Below are 20,780 nucleotides of genomic sequence, written 5' to 3'. Positions count from 1 at the left end.
TCGCCCCCTGGCCCTCGCGCGGCCTCAGCCCTGCCTGCCGGCCTCGTAGGCCTCCCGCATGGCACGGGCGACCTCCCGGAGCCGCCCGACCGACGCCGCGTCGAGCTCGAGCTCGCGGACGACGGGGGCCCCGTCCGGACCAAAGGAGACCGGCAGCGCCAGGGTCATGTCGTCGATGCCGTAGGCGCCCCGAGCCGCCACGGAGAGCGGCAGGACCCTCCCGTCGCGGCGCTCGCGCGCCTCGAGGACGGTCGCGACCGCGAGCGCGATGCCGTAGCTCGTGCTGCCCTTGCCCTTCATGATCTCGTAGGCCTCGTCGACGGTGGCGCGGACGAGCCCGGGGCGCTCGGCTTCGGGGACCTCGGCGCCGTCCGCGAGCGTGCGGCCCCAGTCGACCGTGAGGCCCTCGCCGTGCTCCCCGAGGGCGAGCGCGCACGCCTCGGCGGCGCCGAGCCGCGCGCGAATGAGGTCCTCGAGGCGCAGCGAGTCGAGCAGGGTGCCGGTACCCGCGACGCGCTCGCAGGAAACTCCCAGCTCGTCGACGACCAGGTGGGCGAGCAGGTCGACGGGGTTGCTCACGATGAGGTAGAGCCCCGAGAAGCCCGCGGCCTCGGCGGCGGACACCGTGTCGCGCACGATCTGGGCGTTCTTGACGAGCATGTCGTTTCTCGATTGGCCCAGGCGGGCCGGCGCGGACGCGCAGACGACGAGCGCCTCGGCGCCCGCGCACTCCTCGGGCGAGCCGGCGCGCACCACGGCGCGCGCCCCCATCCTGGGAAGCGCGCACATGAGGTCGCGGGCCTCGGCGTCGGCCCGGGCGGCGCGGCGGTCGAAGAGGACGACCTCGTCGGCCAGGCCCCTCAGGGCGATCGTGTGCGCAGCCGCCGACCCCACGTTCCCGGCGCCCACGATGAGAACCCGCTTCATGGCAACCTCCTAGCCAAACACCTTGCTCCCCGCCTTGCGCCGCACGTAGCGAGCGGGGTTTCCCATGGCGAGGACGCGCGAGGGGACGCGCTTCTCCATCACGACGGCGCCCATCGCGCACACGACGTCGTCCCCCATCCGGCACTCCTCGCGCACGGATGCCCGCACGCCCAGGTAGCACCGCTGCCCCAGGCTCGCGTTGCCGGCGATGTGCGAGAACGCAGAGATCTGGGTGTGGCGGCCCACGTGGACATCGTGGCCGACGATGACGTCCGCCTGGACGAAGACGTTGTCCTCGAGGACGGCCTCGGCCGAGACGATGCTCTGCATCTTGACGAAGACGCCGGCGCCCAGCCGGGCGCTCGGTGAGACGTGCGCGGTGGGGTGGACGATGGTGGCGAGCCCGTAGCCCGCCTCGGTGACGCGGTCAAAGAGCAGCTCGCGCGAGGTGGGCTCGCCCACCGCGACGACGAACTCGACCCGCTCGGGGGAAAGCTCGGAGGCGAGGCGCGAGAAGGGCATGACGCGCGAGCCGTACAGCTCGCGGGCGTCGGTCACGTCGTCGACGAAGACGACCTCCTCCCAGCGCTCGCCGGAGGGGTCGACGTCGCGGACGATCTCGTGGACCTCGCGACCCGTGCCGCCCGTGCCGTAGATGGCCAAGATCATGCGCCCACCTCGCCCTCTCCCGCAAGCGCCGCCACGAGCGGCTTGCGGTCGACCTTGCCGTTGTAGGTTCGCGGGATGGCGTCGACCGTGCGCACCACGGAGGGGACCTTGAACGGCTCGAGGCGCTCGCGCATGAAGGCGGCGAGGGCCTCGTCGTCTTTTCTCTCCCCCCACACGACGAAGAGCGCGAGGCTGTCTCCGGTGATGGGGTCGGAGCCCTTCACGCAGGCGCACTCCGCCACGAGCGGGCAGGCGCCGATGGCCTCCTCGACCTCCACGGGCGAGACGTTGTGGCCTCCGATGATGGCGACGTCGTCGATGCGGCCGCGCACGTAGAGCTCGCCGTCGCGCAGATAGCCCAGGTCGTTGGTGAAGACGCGCCCGTCGCGCAGCGTGGCGGCCGTCGCCTCCTCGTCGCCCCAGTAGCCGCTCATCACGGCGGAGCCGCCGATGACGATGCGCCCTGCGCCCTCGGCGAGCGGCTCGCCGCTGCGGGGGTCGACGATCTCGATCCTCGCCGTGGCGCAGGGGGCGCCCACGCAGGCGCCGTCGTCGGCGCGGTGGCTGTACTCGAGCATGCAGCAGGCCGTGGACTCGGTGCAGCCGTAGGAGTTGTACAGGCGCGCGCTCGGCAGGACCGTGCGCAGCCACTGGCGCGTGGCGGCGGGAAGCGGCGCCGAGCTCGACTCGACGAAGCGGATCTGGCCGTCGAAGGTCCCGAGGTAGTCCTTGGTCGCCCGCTGGATGTAGGCGAGCGCCGAGGGAACGAGGCTGAGCGACGTCACCCGGTTGCCCGAGAGAGCCCCGAAGACGCGCTTGAGCGAGGCCACGCCGTTCAGCAGCACGACGGTGGCCCCCATGACGAGCCCCGTCTGGAGGCGGCGGAGGGCAAAGACGTGGTTCAGGGGCATGGGCACGAGCGAGACGTTGTCGTCCTCGATGCCCGTCGCCTCGACGATGTTCTCGATCACGGACATGACCGCCCCGTGCGAGAGCTCGACGACCTTCGAGCGCCCGGTCGTGCCCGTCGTGAGCAGCAGCTCGGCGAGCTCTGACGCCTCGGGCGGCAGGCCCTCCCAGGGGGCGTCCGGCTCGGCGGGCGCCTCGTCCTCGGAAAGCCACGCCGCGACGCCGGGGACCGGCGAGGGGCTCAGGGCAGCGGCGGCGCCGACGCGCTCGGCGAGCTCGCGGACCGAGGCCTCGGGAAGGCCCTCCTCGTAGGGGACGGCCACGGCTCCGAGGCGCGTGGCGCCCAGGTAGGCGGCCACGTAGGGTAGGCTGTGGCGGGCGTGGAGCAGCACGCGGTCCCCGCGCCCCACCCCCTTGGAAGCAAGAAGCGCCGAGAAGGACGTCGCGGCGGCCCAGAGGCGCCCGTAGGAGACCTCCTCGCCCCCCACGACGAGCGCCGCGGCGCCGGGACGCTCCTCGGCGCGGCGGGCGACGCAGGCGGCGACGGAGGTGCCGGGCAGCACCCTAGCCATCGAGCTCGACGCCCTTGGCCTCGAGCACCTCGCGGATGGCGCCGACCGAGTCCATCTCGATGGACTCCATGATGTCGAACTCGGTGGCGTAGGCGCTCTCGAGGGCGGAGATGAGCGCGACCTGCCTCATCGAGGTCCACTCGTCGCAGTCGTCGATGGAAAGGGAGTCGCTCACCCGCTCGACGGGAATGGCGAGGGTGTCCGCGACCAGCTTCTCAAGCTTCATTGATGCTCTCCTCATAGATACGACGATGCCACGGCGGGGATACGCCCCGCCGTGGCAATCTTACCGCATCGTCGCGGGCGTCCGCCCGCGCGGCCTAGTAGACGACGACCTTGGTGCCCGGGAGGGCGTTGTCGTAGATCCACTTGGCGTTCTTCTCGAGCAGGCGGATGCAGCCGTGGGAGATGTTGACGCCCAGCTGGCTTGAGTCGCTGTAGCCGCCCTCGATGCCCACGGTCGAGTGGAAGCCCAGGTTGAGGAAGAAGCCGGTGAAGTACTTCACGTCGTTCTTCACCCAGTAGGTGGTGCGGTACCCGCCCGGGACGTAGCCGCCCGGCATCCAGTTGTAGTCTGCGCCTCCGCCGCCGATGGTGTAGGTGCCGCGCGGGGTGCCCTCGCCGTCGTGGTAGTACAGCCTGCCGGTCCCGCAGCCCCAGTCATAGAGCGGAGTCCAGTTGCCGTAGCAGCCCTTGGACTGGATGTAGCCTCCCTGGAAGACCACCGTGCGGTGGTTCGTGACGTCGACGGCGATGAGGTACTGGGTCCAGCTGTAGAGGCCCTTGATGCGCTCCAAGGCGCTCCAGCCGGCGCTGGTGAGGAAGGTGTAGGAGAGCTTGCCGTCGTTGTCGGCGTAGAAGGTCTGGCCGCCCGGGGCGGTGTAGGTGCCGCGCACGACGTAGCCGGTGTCCTCGCGGCCGTAGTACTGGTTGGCGCCGACCTTGAACAGGCCCAGCCGCGCGCCCATCACGCCTCCGCCGAGGTCCCAGAGGTAGTAGCGCTCGGGCGCGCCGTCGAAGCGGTCGGTGACGACCCAGCCCTCGACGTCGCTCCAGAGCAGGCGGCCGTCGTTGTCGGCGACGATCATGCCGCGGCCGTAGGCGCTGCGGCCGATGGCGAGATAGCCCTCGTCCTCATAGCCAAAGTAGTGCTCGCCGTCCACGACGAACACGCCTGTCTTGGCGAAGAGGTGGCCGTCCACGCGCACGAAGTAGTAGCGCCTGAGCTGGCCGTCAAAGCGGTCGGTGACGTACATCCCCTCCGGGAAGTCGACGTAGGACTCCGCGAGCACGCCGTCGTTGTCGGCGATCAGGACGCCGTTTTTGGTGCCCATCTTGCCGCGGGCCACGTAGCCGAGCTCGGGGTTGCCGTAGAACCACAGCTCGCCGGCGCCGCCGGTCAGAAGGTCGGCCTGGAAGAAGCCGGTCTGGATGAAGGAGCAGCCGGTGAGCTCGTCATGGGCGAAGAAGTAGCGCTGCAGGCCGTGGCCGTAGGCGTCGGTGACGAGCCAGCCCTCGCGGTCCTCGAGCAGGCCGTCGTTGTTCGCGACGTAGATGCGGTCCCCGTAGCTCACGAACCCGCGGGCGACGTAGCCCTCGGGGGTCGTGAAGTGGGCCCAGCCGTCCGCCGAGGGCCCGACCACGGCGGCGTGCGCCTCGGCGTCGACCCAGTAGCGCTGCAGGCCGTCGCCGTAGGCGTCCGAGACGACCCAGCCGGCCTCGGCGAGGCGGCCGTCGTTGTCGGCGAGGTAGACGAGCTGGCGGTCCCCCTCGGTCGCGGCGACCTTTCCGCGGGCGACGTAGCCCTTCTCGGTGGTGTAGTGGTCCCAGCCGTCCGAGGAGTAGCCGACAACGGCAGCGTGGGCCTCCTCGTCGACCCAGTAGCGCTGCAGGCCGTCGCCGTAGGCGTCCGAGACGACCCAGCCGGTGCCGGCGAGGCGGCCGTCGTTGTCGGCGAGGTAGACGTAGACGTTGCCGTCCGCGCCGACCACGGTGTGCTTGCCGCGGACCACGTAGCCGTCGGCCGTGGCGTAGGACCAGTAGGTGACGCCGTTCTCGATGATGGTCAGGAGCTTGGAGAAGGCGAGCGCGCCGGTGTCCGCCTCGATCCAGTAGCGCTGCAGCTCACCCGAGACGTTGTCGAGGTTCTTGTCGGTGACGACCCAGCCGCCCTGCGAGAGGTTGCCGGCCGCGTCGTACCAGCGGTAGGCGCCGCTCTCGTCCTTGACCCAGGAGTTGGCCTGGGAGGCCTCGACCGCGACGGAGTCGTCCCGCTCGTCCTCCGAGGCGGCGGGCTCGATCGGCCCCTCCTCGGCGACCTGCTCGGCGTCGGCGCCCTCGGCGTCGGCGTCCAGCTCGGGGTCGGCGCCCTGCTCGGCGTCCTGCTCGGCGTCGGCGGCATCCTCGGTCTCGGCGTCCTCGGTCACGTCGGCGTCCGCCGTCTCGCCCGCGGCCTGCTCGCCGCCCGGGACCTGCGCCTCGCCCTCCTCCGCCGTCGGGATGTCGGCCGCGGCATCTCCGTCCGCGGGCTCGTCGACGACGGGGTCCGCGGGCGCCTCCGGCACCGCGGACGTCTCGGGCGTCTCGGGAGCGCCCTCATCTGCCGTCGGGGCCTGCCCGCCGCTCGCGGGCTTGCCCGCGCCCTCGTCGTAGGCGCCGATGACGATGGCGTCGTCCGCCGGCTGGGCGGGCTGGCCGGGGTCGTCGGCGAGCAGCTGCGCCTCGTCGTCCGACCGCCCGGCGGGCAGGGCGCCCGCCTGATCGGCCGTCTGCTCGACGGGCGCCGGGGCCTCGGCCCCGATGCCCTCCACAGCGGCGGGCAGCTCGTCGGCCGCGGCCGTCACCGGGGCCACGGCGAGCGTCGCCGTGAGCCCAAGAGTCGCGACCAGCCCCGCGACGACCGCGGGACGGCTGCTTCTCAGATGATTCACGTTCTTCTCCTCCTCAAAACCTGGTTGCAGGCGGCCTAGAAGTAGGTGCCGTCGCTGTACTCGAACTCGATGACCGTGGTGCCGAGGGGCACGACGTCGTGCACCCACTTGGCGTTCTCATAGAGCAGGCCGCAGCACCCGGTCATGGTGTTGCCGGTGTAGGCATAGGCGGACGAGTGGAACGAGGCGCAGTTCTCCCAGCCCTTGCCCGGGATGTAGCGGGAGTGACCGGTGACGTTGGACTTCTCGTAGTACTCGATGAAGCACGACGCCCAGTCGTTGTAGCCGCGCCCGAAGTAGCTGTCGTCCCAGGCGCAGATCTGGTGGTCGGAGATCTTGTAGACGCCGCCCCAGCCGTAGATGTGCTTGTTCGCGGCGCTGTAGGTGTTCTTCGCGCCGTGGCAGTTCCACAGCTTGGTCGCCTGCCAGGTGCCGCTCGCCGTGCGCTCGAACACGATCACGCGGCAGAGCTCGTTGTCAAAGCTGATGAAGTAGTCGGTGTCGCTGCCGATGCGCGCCGCGGCGGCCGCGAGGGTCGAGATGTAGGAGGCGTCGTCGCCCCAGGTGACCGTGGCGAGCCACGGGTCGCGCGAGCGCGGCGTGTCGTCGGGGGCGACGCTGACCTGGGTCAGGCGCCCCTCGTTGTCGGAGGACCAGTAGGCGCCCTCGAGGTAGAGCGGGCTCGCGGCGGTGGCGCCGCGGACCACGTAGCCGTTCTCGGGGCTGGCGTAGAAGCGCGCCTCGACGCCGCCGATCGTGGCGGTGAAGACGCCGGTCCTCGCGTAGAGGTGGCCGTCCACCGCGTTGAAGTTGTAGCGCTGCAGGCCGGCGCCGAGGTCGCCGACGTACCAGCCCTCGCCGTCCACGGCGGCGACGCGGTCCTCGAGCAGGCGGCCGTCGTTGTCGGCGATCAGGGTCCCGTGCTCGGTCTCAAGGCTGCCGCGCAGGACGTAGCCCGCGGCGGAGGTGTAGTGGGCCCAGCCGGCGCTCGAGATGCCCGGCACGCAGGCGTGGGCGACCTCGTCGACCCAGTAGCGCTGCAGGCCGTCGCCGTAGGCGTCCGAGACGACCCAGCCGGCGCTCGCGAGGTTGCCGTCGTTGTCGGAGAGGTAGACGTTGCCCGTGGCGGGGTCGGTCCACTTGCCGCGGACGACGTAGCCCTCCGGGCGCGCGTAGGTCCACGAGGAGGCGCCGGTCTGGATGAGCTCGCCGGTGGCCAGGGAGCCGTCGGCCTTGAGCCAGTAGCGCTGCAGGCCGGTCGAGGCGCTCTCGCCGGGGAGCACGTCGGTCACGAGCCAGCCGCGCACGACCGTGCCGTCCGCGAGGCTGAAGCGCCACGCGCCGTCCTCGCCGCGGACCCAGCCGGAGGCCCCGTTTGCCATCACCGTGATGGGGGCGGGGTCGGACGCGGGCTCGACGGCGAGCGCGGGCGCCGGTGCCAGGGCGAGAAGCGCCGCGACGCCGAGCGCGGCGAGCGGGCGGGAGAGGCGGGGCGAGATGGGCTGGCTTGTCCTCATGGGGCTCCTGTTCGTCGGAGGTGATGTCCACGGGCTAAACGCTCCTATTATGATACCGTCACAGACGTATGTGTCCGCAATCAACCGCCGGCGGAAACAATTCCCCCGACGGCGCTCGATCCCAAGGGGCGTCCCCGCCATGTGGCTTGAGTTTCTCGTCGTCTCGCTCGCGCTCTGCGCGCTGCTGCTCGTCCCCGGCTACCTCGCGCTGCGCGCCCTCGGCATGGGCCGCGTGTGGTCGGTGTGCTGCTCCCCCCTCGTCAGCCTCTCCCTCGTCGCCCTGCTCGGCCAGGCGCTCGACCTCGCGGGCGTCACGTCCTCGGCGCTGACGCTGCTCGTCCCCCTCGTCGCCGTGCCCGGCGCGGCGCTGGCGATCACACGGGCCCGCGGCGCGCGCGAGCTCTCGCTGCCCCGCATCGAGCCGTGGCTACCCCTCGTCTACGTCGCGCTCGGCGTCGCCCTAGGCTACAACCTCTACGTCTCGAGGCTCGGGACGCCCGACACGCTGTTCCAGGCCTACGACCTCACGCAGCACCTCGACCTCATCCGGTCGATGGCCGACTCGGGCCGCCTCACCTCCCTGGGCACGAACGCCTACCTCGACCCCGCCGACGCCGCGATCGCCCCGGTCGACCTCAGCGGGTTCTACCCCTCCGGCTGGCACGCCCTGTGCGCCGTCGCCATGATGCTGACCGGCGCGCACGCCACCGTGACGATCAACGCCTCGATGCTCGTCCTGCCGTGCCTCGTCTACCCGCTCGGCATGCTCGCGCTTCTCGCCCTCCTGTTCCCCGAGCGGCGGGCGGTCAGGGTCTGCGGCGCGCTCACGAGCCTCGCCTTCGTGGCGTTTCCCTGGAGCCTCATCATCTTTGGGCCGGTCTACCCCAACCTCGCGGGCTTCTCGCTCGTGCCCATCGCGATGGCCCTCTTCGTGCACCTGCTCGGCGAGAAGGGCGGCGTCTCGGAGCGCGTCCGCACGCTCGCGACACTGCTCGTCTGCTCGGCGGGCCTGGCGCTGTGCCACCCCAACGTCCTGTTCACCTGCGTCGTCTTGCTGAGCCCCTACGCAATCCACCGCATCTGCGACGCCTGCGGCGCGCGCTCGCTGGGCATTGTCGCCAAGCTCGGCGCGTCGGCGGGCTTCGCCGCGCTCGTGGTGGCGGTCTGGGTGGGGTGCTACCACCTCCCCTTCATGCAGGGCACGGTCACCCACATCTGGGAGCCCTTCGCCTGGGCGTGGCAGGAGATCGTCAACATACTCACGCTCTCCTACACCTTTGGCTTCCACGCCGAGATGGCCATCCAGCCCGTGCTCGCCCTGCTCGTGATCTTTGGCCTCGTCTGCGCGGCGCTCACCCCCGGGCGCCGCTGGCTCGTGGCCTCCTACCTCATCGCCTGCTACATCCTGCTCATCGCCGCCACCCACGAGGACGAGTACAAGCAGCTGCTCGCGGGCTTCTGGTACACCGACCCGATGCGGCTCGCCGCCAACTGCGCGATCGCCGCCGTCCCGCTCGCCTCGCTCGGCATGGCCTGGGTCTACGACGTGTGCCTGCGGGTCGTGGGCGCCTACAACGCGTCGCGCGGCCGCGCGGTCAACGCCCCGCTCGTGGCCTGCGCGATCGCCGCCCTCTTCCTCGTGGTCAACTTCATGCCCGAGTTCAACGTCGCCGGCACCCACCGCGACTACACCGAGGAGGAGCTCGAGGAGAACGAGGGCATCGAGCGGCGCGACTGGCGAAAGACGACCCACACCACCTTCGGCGACTACCGCATCCTCGCCGGGCAGGTCTTCTCGTACGGCGCCCCCCTCGACCAGGGCGAGCACGCGTTCGCCGGACAGGTCGCCGAGCTCGTCGAGGACGGCGCCCTGATCGTCAACGACCCCATGGACGGGAGCTTTCTCACCTACGGGACCAACGGGCTCAGGGTCTACTACCGCAACTTCGTGGGCCTGAACAACGGCACCGAGACGCTCGAGAGCAAGATCATCCGCCTGCGCCTCGACGAGTACGCCACCGACGAGCGCGTCCGCGAGGCCGTGGATGCCGTCGACGCGCGCTACGTGCTCGTGCTGCGCGTCGACGAGGAGGAGCTCGGCTTCGTGGACCTGCGCGGGGACTACAACCCCTACGACTACGACGGCATCTCCTCGATCACGGAGGACACCGAGGGCTTCGAGCTCGTGGCCCGGATGGACGGCAACCTCTCCCTCTACCGCATCCTGCGCTGAGGCGCCGCGCGCCCGGTCGCGGCGCGGGCGTGCTAGACTGCTATGAGACGTTACGCGCACGATCGCAGGAGCCGCTGCATGAGGGTGCTCGCCATAGTACCGGCCTTCAACGAGGAGGAGTGCCTCGCCGACACGATACGCTCGCTCACGGCGGCGTGCCCGCAGGTCGACTACCTCGTCGTCAACGACGGCTCGCGCGACGGCACGGCCCGCGTCATGCGCGACGAGGCGATCGACGGCGTCAACCTGCCCGTCAACACGGGGCTCACGTCGGCCTTCCGCACCGGCATGAAGTACGCCCTGCGCCACGGCTACGACGCCGTCGTGCAGTACGACGCCGACGGCCAGCACCTCCCCGACTACATCCCCGAGATGGCGCGCGTGCTCGAGGAGCGCGGCGCCGACATCGTCATCGCCTCGCGCTTCCTCGACGGCACGGTGCGGCCCAGCGGCGCGCGCGGGGTCGGCTCGCGCCTGATCACGCTGCTCATCAAGCTCACCACCGGCGCCACCATCACCGACCCCACGAGCGGGATGCGCATGTACAGCCGGCGCATGATCGAGCTCTTTGCCACCGGCTTCGACTGCGCCCCCGAGCCGGACATGGTGGCCTACGTCGCGCGGCGCTTTGGCCCCGTCGTCGAGATCCAGGCGCGCATGCGCGAGCGCCAGGGCGGCGAGAGCTACCTCAAGCTCGGCAACGTCATCATGTACATGAGCCGCACGTGCCTCTCGATCATCATGTCCCGATTCCTCAGGTAGGTGGAAACGCAGTGCTGCCCTTCTATCTCCGCATCATGCTCGTGCTCGGGGCGCTCGCGGCCCTCGCCGTGGTGGGCCGCAAGGTCAGGCGCCAGAAGATCCTCGTCGAGGACGCGGTGTTCTGGGTCGTGCTGGCGGCGGTGTTCGTGGTGCTCGCGCTCTTCCCCGACATCGCGATCGTCCTCTCCCAGGCGCTCGGCTTCATGAGCCCGAGCAACTTCGTCTACCTCGCGATCATCGTGCTGCTGCTCTGGAAGGTCTTCACCAACTCCGCCGAGATCAGCCGCCTCAAGGCCAAGGTCAACGAGCTCGCCCAGGAGGTCGCGCTCGCGCACGGGGACACCGCCGAGAAGGACGGGCGCTAGCCGCGCGCGGCCCGGCCGCGAGAGGGGCGCTAGCCGCGCGCGGGACCCTAGAGCAGCCCCAGCACAAACGCCAGCCTGAGGGCGAGCTCCTCGGGCACCCCCTGCCTCAGCCTCACGGGCGCGAGCGCCTTGGAGAGCCTGCCGCCGCGCAGGAAGCGCCGCAGAAGGGCGCGCCTGTCGGGCGCCAGCCGGTCGCCGAAGCAGGCCTCGAGCTTCTCGAGCTGCTCGGTCACGCGCGCGAGCCCGTCCCCGGAGAGAAACGTCCGCACCCGGTAGCGCAGCAGCGCCGGGCCCGAGGAGCCCGTGGGGCTCGCGTTCGAGCCGCAGCGCCGGTACTCGAGGGAGCAGAAGTCGTCGTAGCGGATCTCCCCGAGCGCGCTCGCCACGAGGGCTATCCACCAGTCGTGGCAGTAGACGCCCTCGCGGCCGGCGCCGGCCACGAGGTCCGCGAGGCACCTGTTGAGCACCATCGTGTTGCCCGAGGTCACGTTCTCGTAGAGCATCCTCGCAAAGTCCACGCCGGAGCGGTTGAGGTGGGAGCGCCCCTGCGGGACCATCTCGGCATCGCAGAAGACGTACTCGGAGCAGTAGAGCACGGGGGCGTCCCGTCGGCAGCCGCCGATCACGGAGAGGGCGCGCGAGAGCTTGTCCTCGTGCCACACGTCATCCTGGTCGGCCAGCGCCACGAAGTCGAACTCCGCCGGCACGAGGGAGAGCAGCTCGAGAAAGGACCCCGTCACGCCGAGGTTCGTTCCCCGAAGCAGGACGATCTGGCCGCGGGCCTCGTAGGGTGCGAGGACGTCGAGCGTGGCGTCGGTGGAGCCGTCGTCGCGCACGTAGACCGCCGCGGGCCCCGCATCCTGCGCGAGCACGCTGTCGAGCTGCTCGGCCACGTGGTCTGCGCCGTTGTAGGTTGACATGGCGACGGCGATTCTCGGGCCCTCCGAGCTCACGCGTCCTCCTTTCCCCGCCCGTGCTGACAAGGGTTACCATAGTCCCCTAGGATAGCGCAGCAGAGAGGAACCGCCCGATGGCGCCAGCCCAGACACCCAAGCTCAGCATCGTCGTGCCCTGCTACAACACGCGCGCGCTCCTGCCGCGCTGCGTGGACTCGCTCCTCGCCCAGACCCTCGACGGCCTGGAGATCATCCTCGTGAACGACGGCTCGCCCGACGGCTCGCTCGAGCTGCTGAGGGACTACGAGACGAGAAACCCCGGGGTCGTGCGCGTGGTTGACCGGGAGAACGGGGGGCTCTGGAACGCCCGATGGAGCGGCACGGACGTGGCGCGGGGCGACTACGTGACCTACGTCGACAGCGACGACCACGTCGACCCCACCTTCGCGAGCGACCTCTACGAGACGGCCGTAAGGGAGGGCGCCGACGTCGTGGTCTGCGGCTTCAGGCGCGTGGCCGAGAAGGACGGGGCAACCCTCTCCACCGAGATGGACGAGCCCAGGCCCTCCTTCGTGGCGCACGACGAGCCCGTGCGCCTCATCGAGATAAACCCCGCCGCCTGGAACAAGTGCTTCCGCCGCGACCTGCTCATGAGGATGCGCCGCCTCGACGCCCCTCCCAAGATCCTCGAGGACGTCACCTTGAGCCAGCTCGCCTACCTCGCAAGCGACGGGCGCGTCGCCTTCACCGGCACGGCCCCCTACCGCTACGTCATCCGCGAGGGGTCCATGATCAACACCGTGACGCCCGAGCAGGTGGAGAGCGTCAAGCGGGCGCTGCTGGAGGTGCGCCGCGACTTCGAGGCGGACGGAGCGAGCGAGGCCCTGCTCCAGGAGCTCGACGCGACGGTCTTCCTCCACCTGGGGGTCTCCATGTCCTTCAGGCTCTCCTGCTCGAGGGAGGTCGACCTGAGCAGAGCCGTCTCGCAGACGACCGCCTACCTCGACGAGCACTTCCCCACCTGGTCGCGCTCTCCCTACCTCGAGCGCTCCTGCGTGCGCGCGCACGGCGGGGCGCTCAGGAGGCTCCGCTTTGCCCGCTCGGTCTACCGCGCCGGGCTCATGCCCGCCGCGCTCGCGGTCTACCGCTTCATGATCGAGCGGCTCCACGTCGACATCAAGTGGTGACGGGCCGGGCGCGAGGGGCGCCGGCCCCTAGAGGTCGATCGGCACGCCCCTGAGCCTGCGCAGGCCGAGCACCAGGTACCACTGGATCGGCGCGAGCAGGTAGCGCACCCTATGTCGCCGCTCCGCCATGACCTCGCGCAGCGCGTCGGAGAGCCGAAGGGAGCAGCGCCCGTCCGCGGCCCACTTGAGCAGAAACCGGTAGCAGGTACGCTTGGCGCAGTCGACGGCCTCGGGCGTGCCGCGGAGCTCCGCGTAGCGGACGAGCGCCCGACCGTAGGAGATCTCCGCGCGGGCGTAGGCCTCGTCGAAGCGCACGCGCGAGGAGTAGCTGCTGCCCCCGCTCCGGACCACGTGGCGATAGGCGGACCAGTCGCTCTGCAGGCAGCGCACCCGTCCCTCGACGAGAAGGGAAAAGGCGTTGCGGCGGTCGCCGGGGTAGTAGGTCCCCGGCTCCATGAGCCCGAGCAGCTCCGCGCGGCCGCGCAGGTAGGGCTCCCTGCGACAGAGCATCGTGGCGCTCTGCCCGGGCATGCGGCTGTAGAAGAACTCCCTGAGGGAGTAGTCGTCATGGGGGCACTGGGGGTAGCGCTCGCCGTTTGGCCTCGAGTCCTCCCCCACCACGTGGCAGCGCGTGTAGACCGCCACGTAGTCCGGGTGCGCCTCGAGGAAGTCCACCTGGGCCTGCAGGCGCCCGTCGAAGGTCCAGAAGTCGTCCCCCTCGACGTGCGCGAGATAGGCGCCCCGCGCGCGCCGGTAGAGGTCCTCGCCGTTGGCGGCGGCGCCGAGGTTCTTCTCGCGGCAGATGATGGTGAAGTTGCCCGGCAGCTCAGGCTCGAGGCGCCGGAGCACCTCGGCCGTCCCGTCCGGGGAGCAGTCCTCGCCGACGATGACCTCGAACGGGAAGCTCGTCTTCTGGGCGGCGATGCCGCGCAGGCACTCCTCGACGTAGGGGGCGTGGTTGTAGACCGAGACCACGATGGAGACGAGCGGCGTCTCGCCCATGAGCGCCCCCTCGCTAGCGCCGCGCGCCGAGGACGACGTCGCAGACCCAGTCCACGTCCTCGAGCGAGAGGTCGGCGTACATGGGCAGCGTGAGCACGCGGTCGGCCACGTGACGGGCGACGGGCGTGAGCGCGGAGTCGAAGCGGCCCTCGTAGCACGCGTAGTCGCTGATGAGCGGGTAGAAGTACTTGCGCGGGTGGATGTCGAGGGCCATGAGGGCCTCGTAGACCTCGTCGCGCGTGGCGCCGAACTCACCCTCCTCAAAGACGACCGGCAGGTAGGCGTAGTTGGGGGTGACGCCCGGCTGGGGCAGGCTGAGACGGACGCCGGGAACGCCCTCCAGGCGCTCCCAGTAGCGCTCGGCCACGTGCCGGCGCTTCTCGATCTCCTCGCGGACATGGCGCAGGTTGCAGATGCCCATGGCGGCGCAGAACTCGTTCATCTTGGCGTTGCCGCCCACGTACTCGACCGACTCGGTGCCCGTGATGCCGAAGTTCTTCCACTGCTCGAGCAAGGGGGCCAGGGCGGGGTCCGAGAAGCACACGGCGCCGCCCTCGACGGTGTTGAAGACCTTCGTGGCGTGGAACGAGAACATCGAGGCGTCGCCGAACGCGGCCGCGGAGATCCCGTCGCGCTCGACCGCGAAGGCGTGGGCCGCGTCGTAGATGACCTTGAGGCCGTGGCGGCGCGCGATCTCTGCGAGCGCGTCGACGTCGCAGAGGTTGCCGTAGACGTGGACCGGCATGATGGCGCAGGTCTCGTCGTCGACGAGGCGCTCGACGCACGCGGGGTCGAGCGTGTAGTCGTCCGGCTTGATGTCGGCGAAGACGGGCGTGAGGCCCTTCCGGACGATGGCGTGGGTCGTGGAGGCAAAGCTGTAGGGAGTGGTGATGACCTTGCCCGAGAGTCCCATCGCCTCGATGACGCACTCGAGCGCGCTGTGCCCGTTCACGAACAGGGCGATGTGGTCCACGCCGAGAAACGACCGCAGGTCCTGCTCGAGTTGGTGGTGCTTCTCGCCCATGTTGGTGAGCCAGTGGGACTCCCAGAGGGAGGCGATCTCCGCCTCGTACTCCTCGAGGGGCGGCATTGACGAGCGGGTGACGAGGATGGGCGTCGCGTGGTGCATCGATGCTCCTAGCTTGCGTGGACGCGGGGTGCGCGGAACCTCTCCATACTAGCCCTCATTTGCCCCTCGTGCCGAGCACGCCGCGCGCCGTGCGCACGAGGTAGCCGAGCTCCTCCACGCGCAGCAGCGCCGCCACGCCGAGGTACGCGACGACCATGACGACGACCTGGCAGACGACGAGCGCCGCATCGGGCAGGCCCGTGAGGGAGAGCGGCCAGGCGATCGCTGCGGCGAGGGCCGAGAGCAGAAACGCCGGACAGATGTCGCGCACCTGCTCGAGGTAGGCGTAGCCGATGACGCGGCGGTTGGGGGATGCGTTCACGAAAGTGCTGAGCACGGCGGTGACGATGTAGCCGGCCACGATGGCGGTGAGGTCGCGCAGGACGAAGGTCGTGAACGCGAGGATGCAGATGCCGAGGAGCTTCTTTATGACCTCGAGCCTGAGGAACAGGTCGCTGCGCCCCATGCCGTTGAGCACCTGCAGGTTGGTGGACTGTATGGGCAGCAGGGCGTAGACGATGCAGTACATCTGCAGAAACGGCACGCACGGCAGCCACGCCTCGCCGAGCAGCAGGCGCACGAGGGGCTCGGCGACCACCGCGAAGGCGAGCATGCCCGGCGCCACGAAGAAGGTGCTCGTCTTGAGGGCGCGCCGCGCGAGGCGCTTGACCATGTCGCGGTCGTCCTGGACGCGCGCCGCCGCGGAGAGCATGACCGGCTGGATCGCGCCGTCGAGCAGCGCCCCCAGGGCGTTGGGGTAGCGCTTGCCCTGGCTCACGTAGCCGAGCTCGGAGGTCGAGAAGACCTTGCCGATGAGCAGGTCCGAGAGGCCCTGGTAGCCCTGCTCGAGCATGCCGGAGGCGAGCAGCTTCCACCCAAAGCGGAAGAAGCGCGCCGCGCGCTCGGGCCGAAAGACCGCCCGCGGCTTCCAGGGGACCTGCGCGGCCAGCACGAGGCACTTGACGAGCTGCTGCGAGAGCTGCTGGGCCACGAGCGCCCAGATCCCGCCCCCGGCGAGCGCCACGGCGACGCCGACGACGCCCGAGGAGACGCCCGCGCTCACCGTGGCGCGAAACGTCTTGCGGAAGTCGAGGCTGCGGGCGACGATGGCCTCCTGGATCGCGTTGTAGGCGTTGACCACGAGCACGAGCAGCAGCACCCGGAGCGGCGCCACCGCCTGCGGGATCGCGTAGAACGCCGCGATCGCCGGCGCCGCGACAAACAGCGCCGCGTAGAGCGCGAGCGAGACGGCGAGGCTCATCCAGAAGACCGTTGAGAAGTCGTCGTCGCTCGCATCGGGCGCCTGGATGATCGCGGTGTTGAGGCCGCTCGTCACGATGACGTTGCCCACGTTGACAAAGACGAGCATGATGGCGAGCACGCCAAACTCCGTCGGCGCGAGCAGGCGCGCCATGACGACCTGAACGAGCAGGGTGACCACGGAGGCGCCCCCCTGCTCGAAGAGCTTCCAGAGGAAGGAGCGAATCGTCGTCGCCTTGAGCTCCTCCGCGCGCACCTCGCCCCCTCTCGCTCGTCTCCCCCGCGCGTCCGCGCAGTATCATCTATTCTGACAGTCTCGCGCCGACAGTCCAGCCCCGTCGGCGCGCCACGGGCAGACGATGGGGAGCACGCGATGGACCACGCAGGCATGACGCTCGAGGAGATGCTCGAGGACGGCTTCACGAGGCGCTTTGCGACGCGCCATCTCGAGACCCTCGAGCGCGAGCGGCGAAGCGGCCTCTATGACCCCGACTACCTCGCCTGGGCCCACGAGCGGGGCTTTACCGGGGAGTCCGCCTGCGCCTACGGCCTGAGCGAGCAGAACGTAGGCTCCTACCTCTCAGACTACGACTACGCGCGCCTGTGGCCCCTCAACGGCTGGCAGCGCATCTGGATCAACGACAAGCTCACGCTGAACGCCCTCGTCCAGGGCTCCGAGCTCGAACGCTACGTCCCGACCTACTTCTACTACACCGAGCCCGGCCGCCTGCTGCCGCTCTCCGGCAGCGGCTACGCCCCCGGGGTCGAGGGGCTTCTCGCGACGCTGCGAGAGCGGGGCGAGTTTGCCTGCAAGCCCTGCAACGGCTCGCTCGCCAAGGGCTTCCACCACCTCGCGTGGCGCGACGGGGGCTACCTGATCGACGGCGAGCAGGCGGGGCCCCGGGAGATCTCCGCGTTTGTGGCCGACCACCCCAACTACGTCTTCACCGAGTTCATCCGGCCCGAGGCGAGCCTCGCGCGCGTGAACCCCCTCATCCACACCATACGCGCGCTCGTGCTCAACCCCACCGGGTGCGACCCCGTGCCCGCGATGACCTACCTGCGCTTTGGCAAGCAGGACGGCGCGCACGGCACGGGCGCCAACTACGAGGAGCCCACGACCGGGGACGTGAGCTCCTTCAACGTTCACGTTGACGTCGCGACGGGCACCTACGGCGACGGCCGGCTCGTCTATGCCAACCGCGTCGAGGCCTGTCCCGCCCACCCCGTGAGCGGCGTGCTCGCCGAGGGCGTCGTCCCGCGCTGGGACGAGCTGCTCGAGATGCTGCGCGAGCTCGCCCTCAAGGTGGGCGCCTGCGAGTACCTGGGCTTCGACGCATGCATGACCGAGCGCGGCCCCCAGATCATGGAGATCAACTCCCACACGGGCATCAAGTACCTGCAGCTCTTCCGCCCCGTGTTCGACGACCCCGTCGCGGGGCCCTACTTCCGCGAGAAGCTCGCGCGCCTCGACGCGCTCACGCCCGAGCAGCGAGCCGCCCGGGCGCAGATCGCGCGCTAGCCGCGCAGCTCGGCGCGAAGCGAGGCCAGGTACTCGGCGAGCTCGTCCTCCCAGTCGCGCGGCGAGAAGCCCGTGGCCTCGAGCTTGGAGAGGTCGAGCGCGGAGTGCTCCGGGCGCGGGGCGACCGGGCCCTTGGCGCTCGCGTAGTAGGCGGCCGTGGTCACGGGGACGACCTTGTCGCCGTTGCCGTTGGCCGCCTCAAAGGTGGCGCGGGCGATGTCGGCCCAGGTGCGCACGGCGCCCGAACCCGTCATGTCGTAGAGCCCAAAGGGCGCGCCGGCGTCCAGCAGGTGGAAGATCGCGGCGGCCATCTGGTCGGTGAAGGTGAGGCGCCCCTCCTGGTCGTCCACGACGGTCACCTGCGCGAGCTCGCCCGCGGCCACGCGGTCGGAGAGGCCCCACATGGTGCGCACGAAGTTCTTTCCGTCGCCGATGACCCAGGAGCTGCGCAGGATGTAGTGGCGGGGGCACCCCATGACGGCGAGGTCGCCCGCCGCCTTGGACTGGCCGTAGACGGAGATGGGCGAGAGGGGCTCCTTCTCGTCGTGCAGCGCGCGCGTGCCGTCGAAGACGTAGTCGGAGGACACGTGCACGAGCGTGGCGCCGTGAGCGGCGCAGGTGCGGGCGAGCAGGCTCGGGCCGGAGGCGTTGGCCCGCCAGCAGCTCACGCGGCCCTCGGGCGTCTCCGCGGCGTCGACCGCCGTGAACGCGCCGCAGTTGATGACCGTGCCATAGGCGTCCCAGTCAAACTGGCCGTAGGCCGCCGGGTCGCCCATGTCAAAGGTGTCGATGTCGCAGAAGTCAAACTCCCCGGCGACGCCGCGCCGCTCGGCGAGCGCGCGCACCGCGCGCCCGAGCTGGCCGTAGCAGCCGGTGACGAGGGTCCGCTTGGAGCCCATTTCTTCTCGCCCTCCCCTACTGGCCCTGCTTGGCGTACTTGGCCTCCGTGGCCGCCTTGGCGGGGCGCCACCAGGCCTCGTGCTCACGGTACCAGGCGATCGTGGACTCCAGGCCGCTCTCGAAGTCGGTGTGCTGCGGCTGCCAGCCGAGCTCGGTCCTGAGCTTGGTGGAGTCGATGGCGTAGCGGCGGTCGTGGCCGGGGCGGTCGCGCACCCAGTCGAAGTCGTCCTCGGGCCTGCCCATGGCCTTGAGGATGGCGCGCAGGACCGTGATGTTGTCCTTCTCGCCGTCAGCGCCGATGAGGTAGGTCTCGCCGATGCGGCCCTTGGTGAGGATGGTCCAGACCGCCGAGCTGTGGTCCTCGGTGTGGATCCAGTCGCGGACGTTCTTGCCGTCGCCGTAGAGCTTGGGGCGGATCCCGTCGATGATGTTGGTGATCTGGCGCGGGATGAACTTCTCGATGTGCTGGTAGGGGCCGTAGTTGTTGGAGCAGTTGGAGATCGTGGAGCGGATGCCGTAGGTGCGGGTCCAGGCGCGCACGAGCATGTCCGAGCTCGCCTTGGAGGAGGAGTACGGGGAGCTGGGCTTGTACGGGGTCTCCTCGGTGAAGCGCGCCGGGTCGTCCAGGGCGAGGTCGCCGTAGACCTCGTCGGTGGAGACGTGGTGGTAGCGGACGTCGTGCTTGCGGCAGGCCTCGAGCAGGCGGAAGGTGCCCACCACGTTGGTCTGGACGAAGGGCTCGGGATCGGCGATGGAGTTGTCGTTGTGGGACTCCGCCGCGTAGTGGACGATGGCGTCGTGGCCCGGGACGATGCGGTCGAGCAGCTCCGCGTCGCAGATGTCGCCCACGACGAGCTCGACTCGGTCCTCGGGCAGGCCCGCGATGTTCTCGGGGTTGCCGGCGTAGGTGAGCTTGTCGAGCACGGTCACGTGGACCTCGGGGTGCTCGCGCACGACGTGGTGCACGAAGTTGGACCCGATGAAGCCGCAGCCGCCGGTGACGATGATGTTTCTGGGCTCGAAGGTCTCGGGCATGTCTACTCCTTGTCGTTGTAGGGGCGGTCGGGCGCGATCTTGCCCTCGGCAACCGTGCGCAGGTGGGCGCCGTAGTTGGACTTGCCGTAGCGCTCGGCGCACTCGAGCAGGCGCTCGCGGCTGACCCAGCCGTTCTCGTAGGCGATCTCCTCGGGCACCGAGACCGGCAGGTCCTGGGCCGTCTCAACGGTGCGGACGAACTGCGAGGCCTCGAAGAGGCTCTCCATGGTGCCCGTGTCCAGCCACGCGTAGCCGCGGCCGAGCGTCACCACGTCGAGCGAGCCGTCCTCGAGATACATCCGGTTGAGGTCGGTGATCTCGTACTCGCCGCGCGCCGAGGGGGTGACGCGCGCCGCGAAGTCGGTCACGCGGGAGTCATAGAAGTAGAGCCCGGTGACCGCGTAGTTGCTCTTGGGGTGCGCGGGCTTCTCCTCGATGGAGATGGCGTTGTAGTTCTCGTCGAACTCGACGACGCCAAAGCGCTCGGGGTCGTCCACGCGGTAGCCAAAGACCGTCGCGCGGCCCGCCTCGGCGTTGGCCGCGGCGCGACGCAGGTGGCGGGAGAGCCCGTTGCCGTAGAAGATGTTGTCGCCGAGCACCAGGGCGCAGGCGTCGCCGGCGCAGAACTCGCGACCGATGACGAAGGCCTGGGCGAGGCCGTTGGGGACCGGCTGCTCGGCATAGGACAGGGAGACGCCGAAGTCCGAGCCGTCCCCGAGCAGGCGCTCGAAGTTGGGGAGGTCGGCGGGCGTCGAGATGATCAGGATGTCGCGGATGCCCGCCAGCATGAGCGTGGAGAGCGGGTAGTAGACCATGGGCTTGTCGTAGACGGGCAGGAGCTGCTTGCTCGTGACCGTGGTGAGCGGGTACAGACGGGTGCCGGACCCGCCGGCGAGGATGATGCCCTTCATGGGTTGCCTCCAGGAGATGCCGAGAAAAACGTCGGCACCATCATACGACTACGG

18 protein-coding genes are annotated in these 20,780 nt (G+C 70.1%); 5 read left to right on the top strand and 13 right to left on the bottom strand.

From position 1 onward, the window contains the following. Positions 1–24: 24 nt before the first annotated feature. From B5F85_RS02990 to B5F85_RS02965, 6 genes are all read right to left on the bottom strand, one after another. Complete coding sequence (locus tag B5F85_RS02990; protein ID WP_087314259.1) at positions 25–927, bottom strand: hypothetical protein; 903 nt, start codon at positions 925–927, stop codon at positions 25–27. A gap of 9 nt (positions 928–936) precedes the next feature. Further along, entirely contained in the window at positions 937–1,596 is a 660-nt protein-coding gene (locus B5F85_RS02985) for an acetyltransferase (protein WP_087314257.1), read from the bottom strand. Then, entirely contained in the window at positions 1,593–3,077 is a 1,485-nt protein-coding gene (locus B5F85_RS02980) for a class I adenylate-forming enzyme family protein (protein WP_087314255.1), read from the bottom strand. The genes B5F85_RS02985 and B5F85_RS02980 overlap by 4 nt, the downstream gene beginning before the upstream one ends. Next, positions 3,070–3,303: a hypothetical protein gene (locus B5F85_RS02975; RefSeq protein ID WP_087314253.1), complete on the bottom strand. Its 234-nt coding sequence runs from the start codon at positions 3,301–3,303 to the stop codon at positions 3,070–3,072. The genes B5F85_RS02980 and B5F85_RS02975 overlap by 8 nt, the downstream gene beginning before the upstream one ends. Positions 3,304–3,397: 94 nt before the next feature. Next, positions 3,398–6,007 (bottom strand): L,D-transpeptidase family protein, encoded by a 2,610-nt coding sequence (locus B5F85_RS02970; RefSeq protein ID WP_087314251.1) that lies wholly within the window; start codon positions 6,005–6,007, stop codon positions 3,398–3,400. 35 nt (positions 6,008–6,042) lie between these two features. Beyond that, the gene (locus B5F85_RS02965) at positions 6,043–7,524 is read right to left on the bottom strand and encodes a hypothetical protein (RefSeq protein ID WP_087314249.1); all 1,482 of its coding nucleotides are present in this window, start codon (positions 7,522–7,524) and stop codon (positions 6,043–6,045) included. 139 nt (positions 7,525–7,663) lie between these two features. Here B5F85_RS02965 and B5F85_RS02960 point away from each other — a divergent pair, with 139 nt between their 5' ends. The 3 genes from B5F85_RS02960 (at position 7,664) to B5F85_RS02950 (ending at position 10,884) form a co-directional block, all read left to right on the top strand. After that, positions 7,664–9,757 (top strand): DUF6541 family protein, encoded by a 2,094-nt coding sequence (locus tag B5F85_RS02960; protein ID WP_087314247.1) that lies wholly within the window; start codon positions 7,664–7,666, stop codon positions 9,755–9,757. Positions 9,758–9,835: 78 nt separating this feature from the next. After that, positions 9,836–10,519, top strand: coding sequence for a glycosyltransferase family 2 protein (locus tag B5F85_RS02955; RefSeq protein ID WP_087314245.1), 684 nt, complete (start codon positions 9,836–9,838; stop codon positions 10,517–10,519). A gap of 11 nt (positions 10,520–10,530) precedes the next feature. Continuing rightward, complete coding sequence (locus B5F85_RS02950; RefSeq protein ID WP_239386626.1) at positions 10,531–10,884, top strand: DUF2304 domain-containing protein; 354 nt, start codon at positions 10,531–10,533, stop codon at positions 10,882–10,884. Positions 10,885–10,931: 47 nt separating this feature from the next. On the opposite strand, the gene B5F85_RS02945 is transcribed toward B5F85_RS02950, so the two are convergent. Beyond that, positions 10,932–11,837, bottom strand: a complete 906-nt coding sequence (locus B5F85_RS02945) for a glycosyltransferase (RefSeq protein WP_087314243.1) — start codon at positions 11,835–11,837, stop codon at positions 10,932–10,934. 77 nt (positions 11,838–11,914) lie between these two features. Here B5F85_RS02945 and B5F85_RS02940 point away from each other — a divergent pair, with 77 nt between their 5' ends. Then, the gene (locus tag B5F85_RS02940; RefSeq protein WP_087314241.1) at positions 11,915–12,967 is read left to right on the top strand and encodes a glycosyltransferase; all 1,053 of its coding nucleotides are present in this window, start codon (positions 11,915–11,917) and stop codon (positions 12,965–12,967) included. A gap of 27 nt (positions 12,968–12,994) precedes the next feature. Here B5F85_RS02940 and B5F85_RS02935 read toward each other — a convergent pair whose 3' ends face one another. From B5F85_RS02935 to B5F85_RS02925, 3 genes are read right to left on the bottom strand one after another with little or no spacing between them, the layout of a single operon-like run. Further along, a complete protein-coding gene (locus B5F85_RS02935; RefSeq protein ID WP_087314239.1) occupies positions 12,995–13,969 on the bottom strand; it encodes a glycosyltransferase in 975 nt (324 codons plus the stop codon). 13 nt (positions 13,970–13,982) lie between these two features. Then, positions 13,983–15,098 (bottom strand): DegT/DnrJ/EryC1/StrS family aminotransferase, encoded by a 1,116-nt coding sequence (locus B5F85_RS02930; RefSeq protein WP_087314237.1) that lies wholly within the window; start codon positions 15,096–15,098, stop codon positions 13,983–13,985. A 55-nt stretch (positions 15,099–15,153) separates the two neighbouring features. After that, the gene (locus B5F85_RS02925; protein ID WP_087314235.1) at positions 15,154–16,614 is read right to left on the bottom strand and encodes a lipopolysaccharide biosynthesis protein; all 1,461 of its coding nucleotides are present in this window, start codon (positions 16,612–16,614) and stop codon (positions 15,154–15,156) included. Between the two features lie 117 nt (positions 16,615–16,731). Between B5F85_RS02925 and B5F85_RS02920 the strand changes: the two genes are divergently transcribed. Then, positions 16,732–17,880, top strand: a complete 1,149-nt coding sequence (locus B5F85_RS02920) for a sugar-transfer associated ATP-grasp domain-containing protein (RefSeq protein WP_087314233.1) — start codon at positions 16,732–16,734, stop codon at positions 17,878–17,880. Here B5F85_RS02920 and B5F85_RS02915 read toward each other — a convergent pair. Genes B5F85_RS02915 through rfbA form a run of 3 tightly spaced genes read right to left on the bottom strand, consistent with a single transcriptional unit; the run spans position 17,877 to position 20,726 of the window. Next, positions 17,877–18,779, bottom strand: coding sequence for a sugar nucleotide-binding protein (locus B5F85_RS02915; protein ID WP_087314230.1), 903 nt, complete (start codon positions 18,777–18,779; stop codon positions 17,877–17,879). The two genes, B5F85_RS02920 and B5F85_RS02915, sit on opposite strands and share 4 nt — an antisense overlap. A gap of 16 nt (positions 18,780–18,795) precedes the next feature. Further along, positions 18,796–19,815 carry a dTDP-glucose 4,6-dehydratase gene (gene rfbB, locus B5F85_RS02910; protein WP_087314228.1) on the bottom strand — a complete coding sequence of 340 codons (1,020 nt, stop codon included), beginning with the start codon at positions 19,813–19,815 and terminating at the stop codon, positions 18,796–18,798. Between the two features lie 2 nt (positions 19,816–19,817). Beyond that, complete coding sequence (gene rfbA / locus B5F85_RS02905; protein ID WP_087314226.1) at positions 19,818–20,726, bottom strand: glucose-1-phosphate thymidylyltransferase RfbA; 909 nt, start codon at positions 20,724–20,726, stop codon at positions 19,818–19,820. Positions 20,727–20,780 lie beyond the last annotated feature (54 nt).

Origin of the sequence: Olsenella sp. An293 (genome assembly GCF_002159495.1) — a bacterium.
Lineage (GTDB): Bacteria > Actinomycetota > Coriobacteriia > Coriobacteriales > Atopobiaceae > Thermophilibacter.
The sequence above is the reverse complement of the archived record's forward strand: the minus strand, read 5'-3'. Positions and strand labels throughout refer to the sequence as shown.

Bases quoted from the DNA above. Each gene is read 5' to 3' on its own strand.
- B5F85_RS02965 (WP_087314249.1), bottom strand. From the start codon at position 7,524: ATGAGGACAAGCCAGCCCATCTCGCCCCGCCTCTCCCGCCCGCTCGCC.
- B5F85_RS02930 (WP_087314237.1), bottom strand. From the start codon at position 15,098: ATGCACCACGCGACGCCCATCCTCGTCACCCGCTCGTCAATGCCGCCC.
- B5F85_RS02985 (WP_087314257.1), bottom strand. From the start codon at position 1,596: ATGATCTTGGCCATCTACGGCACGGGCGGCACGGGTCGCGAGGTCCAC.
- B5F85_RS02980 (WP_087314255.1), bottom strand. From the start codon at position 3,077: ATGGCTAGGGTGCTGCCCGGCACCTCCGTCGCCGCCTGCGTCGCCCGC.
- B5F85_RS02920 (WP_087314233.1), top strand. From the start codon at position 16,732: ATGGACCACGCAGGCATGACGCTCGAGGAGATGCTCGAGGACGGCTTC.
- B5F85_RS02960 (WP_087314247.1), top strand. From the start codon at position 7,664: ATGTGGCTTGAGTTTCTCGTCGTCTCGCTCGCGCTCTGCGCGCTGCTG.
- B5F85_RS02935 (WP_087314239.1), bottom strand. From the start codon at position 13,969: ATGGGCGAGACGCCGCTCGTCTCCATCGTGGTCTCGGTCTACAACCAC.
- B5F85_RS02915 (WP_087314230.1), bottom strand. From the start codon at position 18,779: ATGGGCTCCAAGCGGACCCTCGTCACCGGCTGCTACGGCCAGCTCGGG.
- B5F85_RS02990 (WP_087314259.1), bottom strand. From the start codon at position 927: ATGAAGCGGGTTCTCATCGTGGGCGCCGGGAACGTGGGGTCGGCGGCT.
- rfbB (WP_087314228.1), bottom strand. From the start codon at position 19,815: ATGCCCGAGACCTTCGAGCCCAGAAACATCATCGTCACCGGCGGCTGC.
- rfbA (WP_087314226.1), bottom strand. From the start codon at position 20,726: ATGAAGGGCATCATCCTCGCCGGCGGGTCCGGCACCCGTCTGTACCCG.
- B5F85_RS02975 (WP_087314253.1), bottom strand. From the start codon at position 3,303: ATGAAGCTTGAGAAGCTGGTCGCGGACACCCTCGCCATTCCCGTCGAG.
- B5F85_RS02940 (WP_087314241.1), top strand. From the start codon at position 11,915: ATGGCGCCAGCCCAGACACCCAAGCTCAGCATCGTCGTGCCCTGCTAC.
- B5F85_RS02955 (WP_087314245.1), top strand. From the start codon at position 9,836: ATGAGGGTGCTCGCCATAGTACCGGCCTTCAACGAGGAGGAGTGCCTC.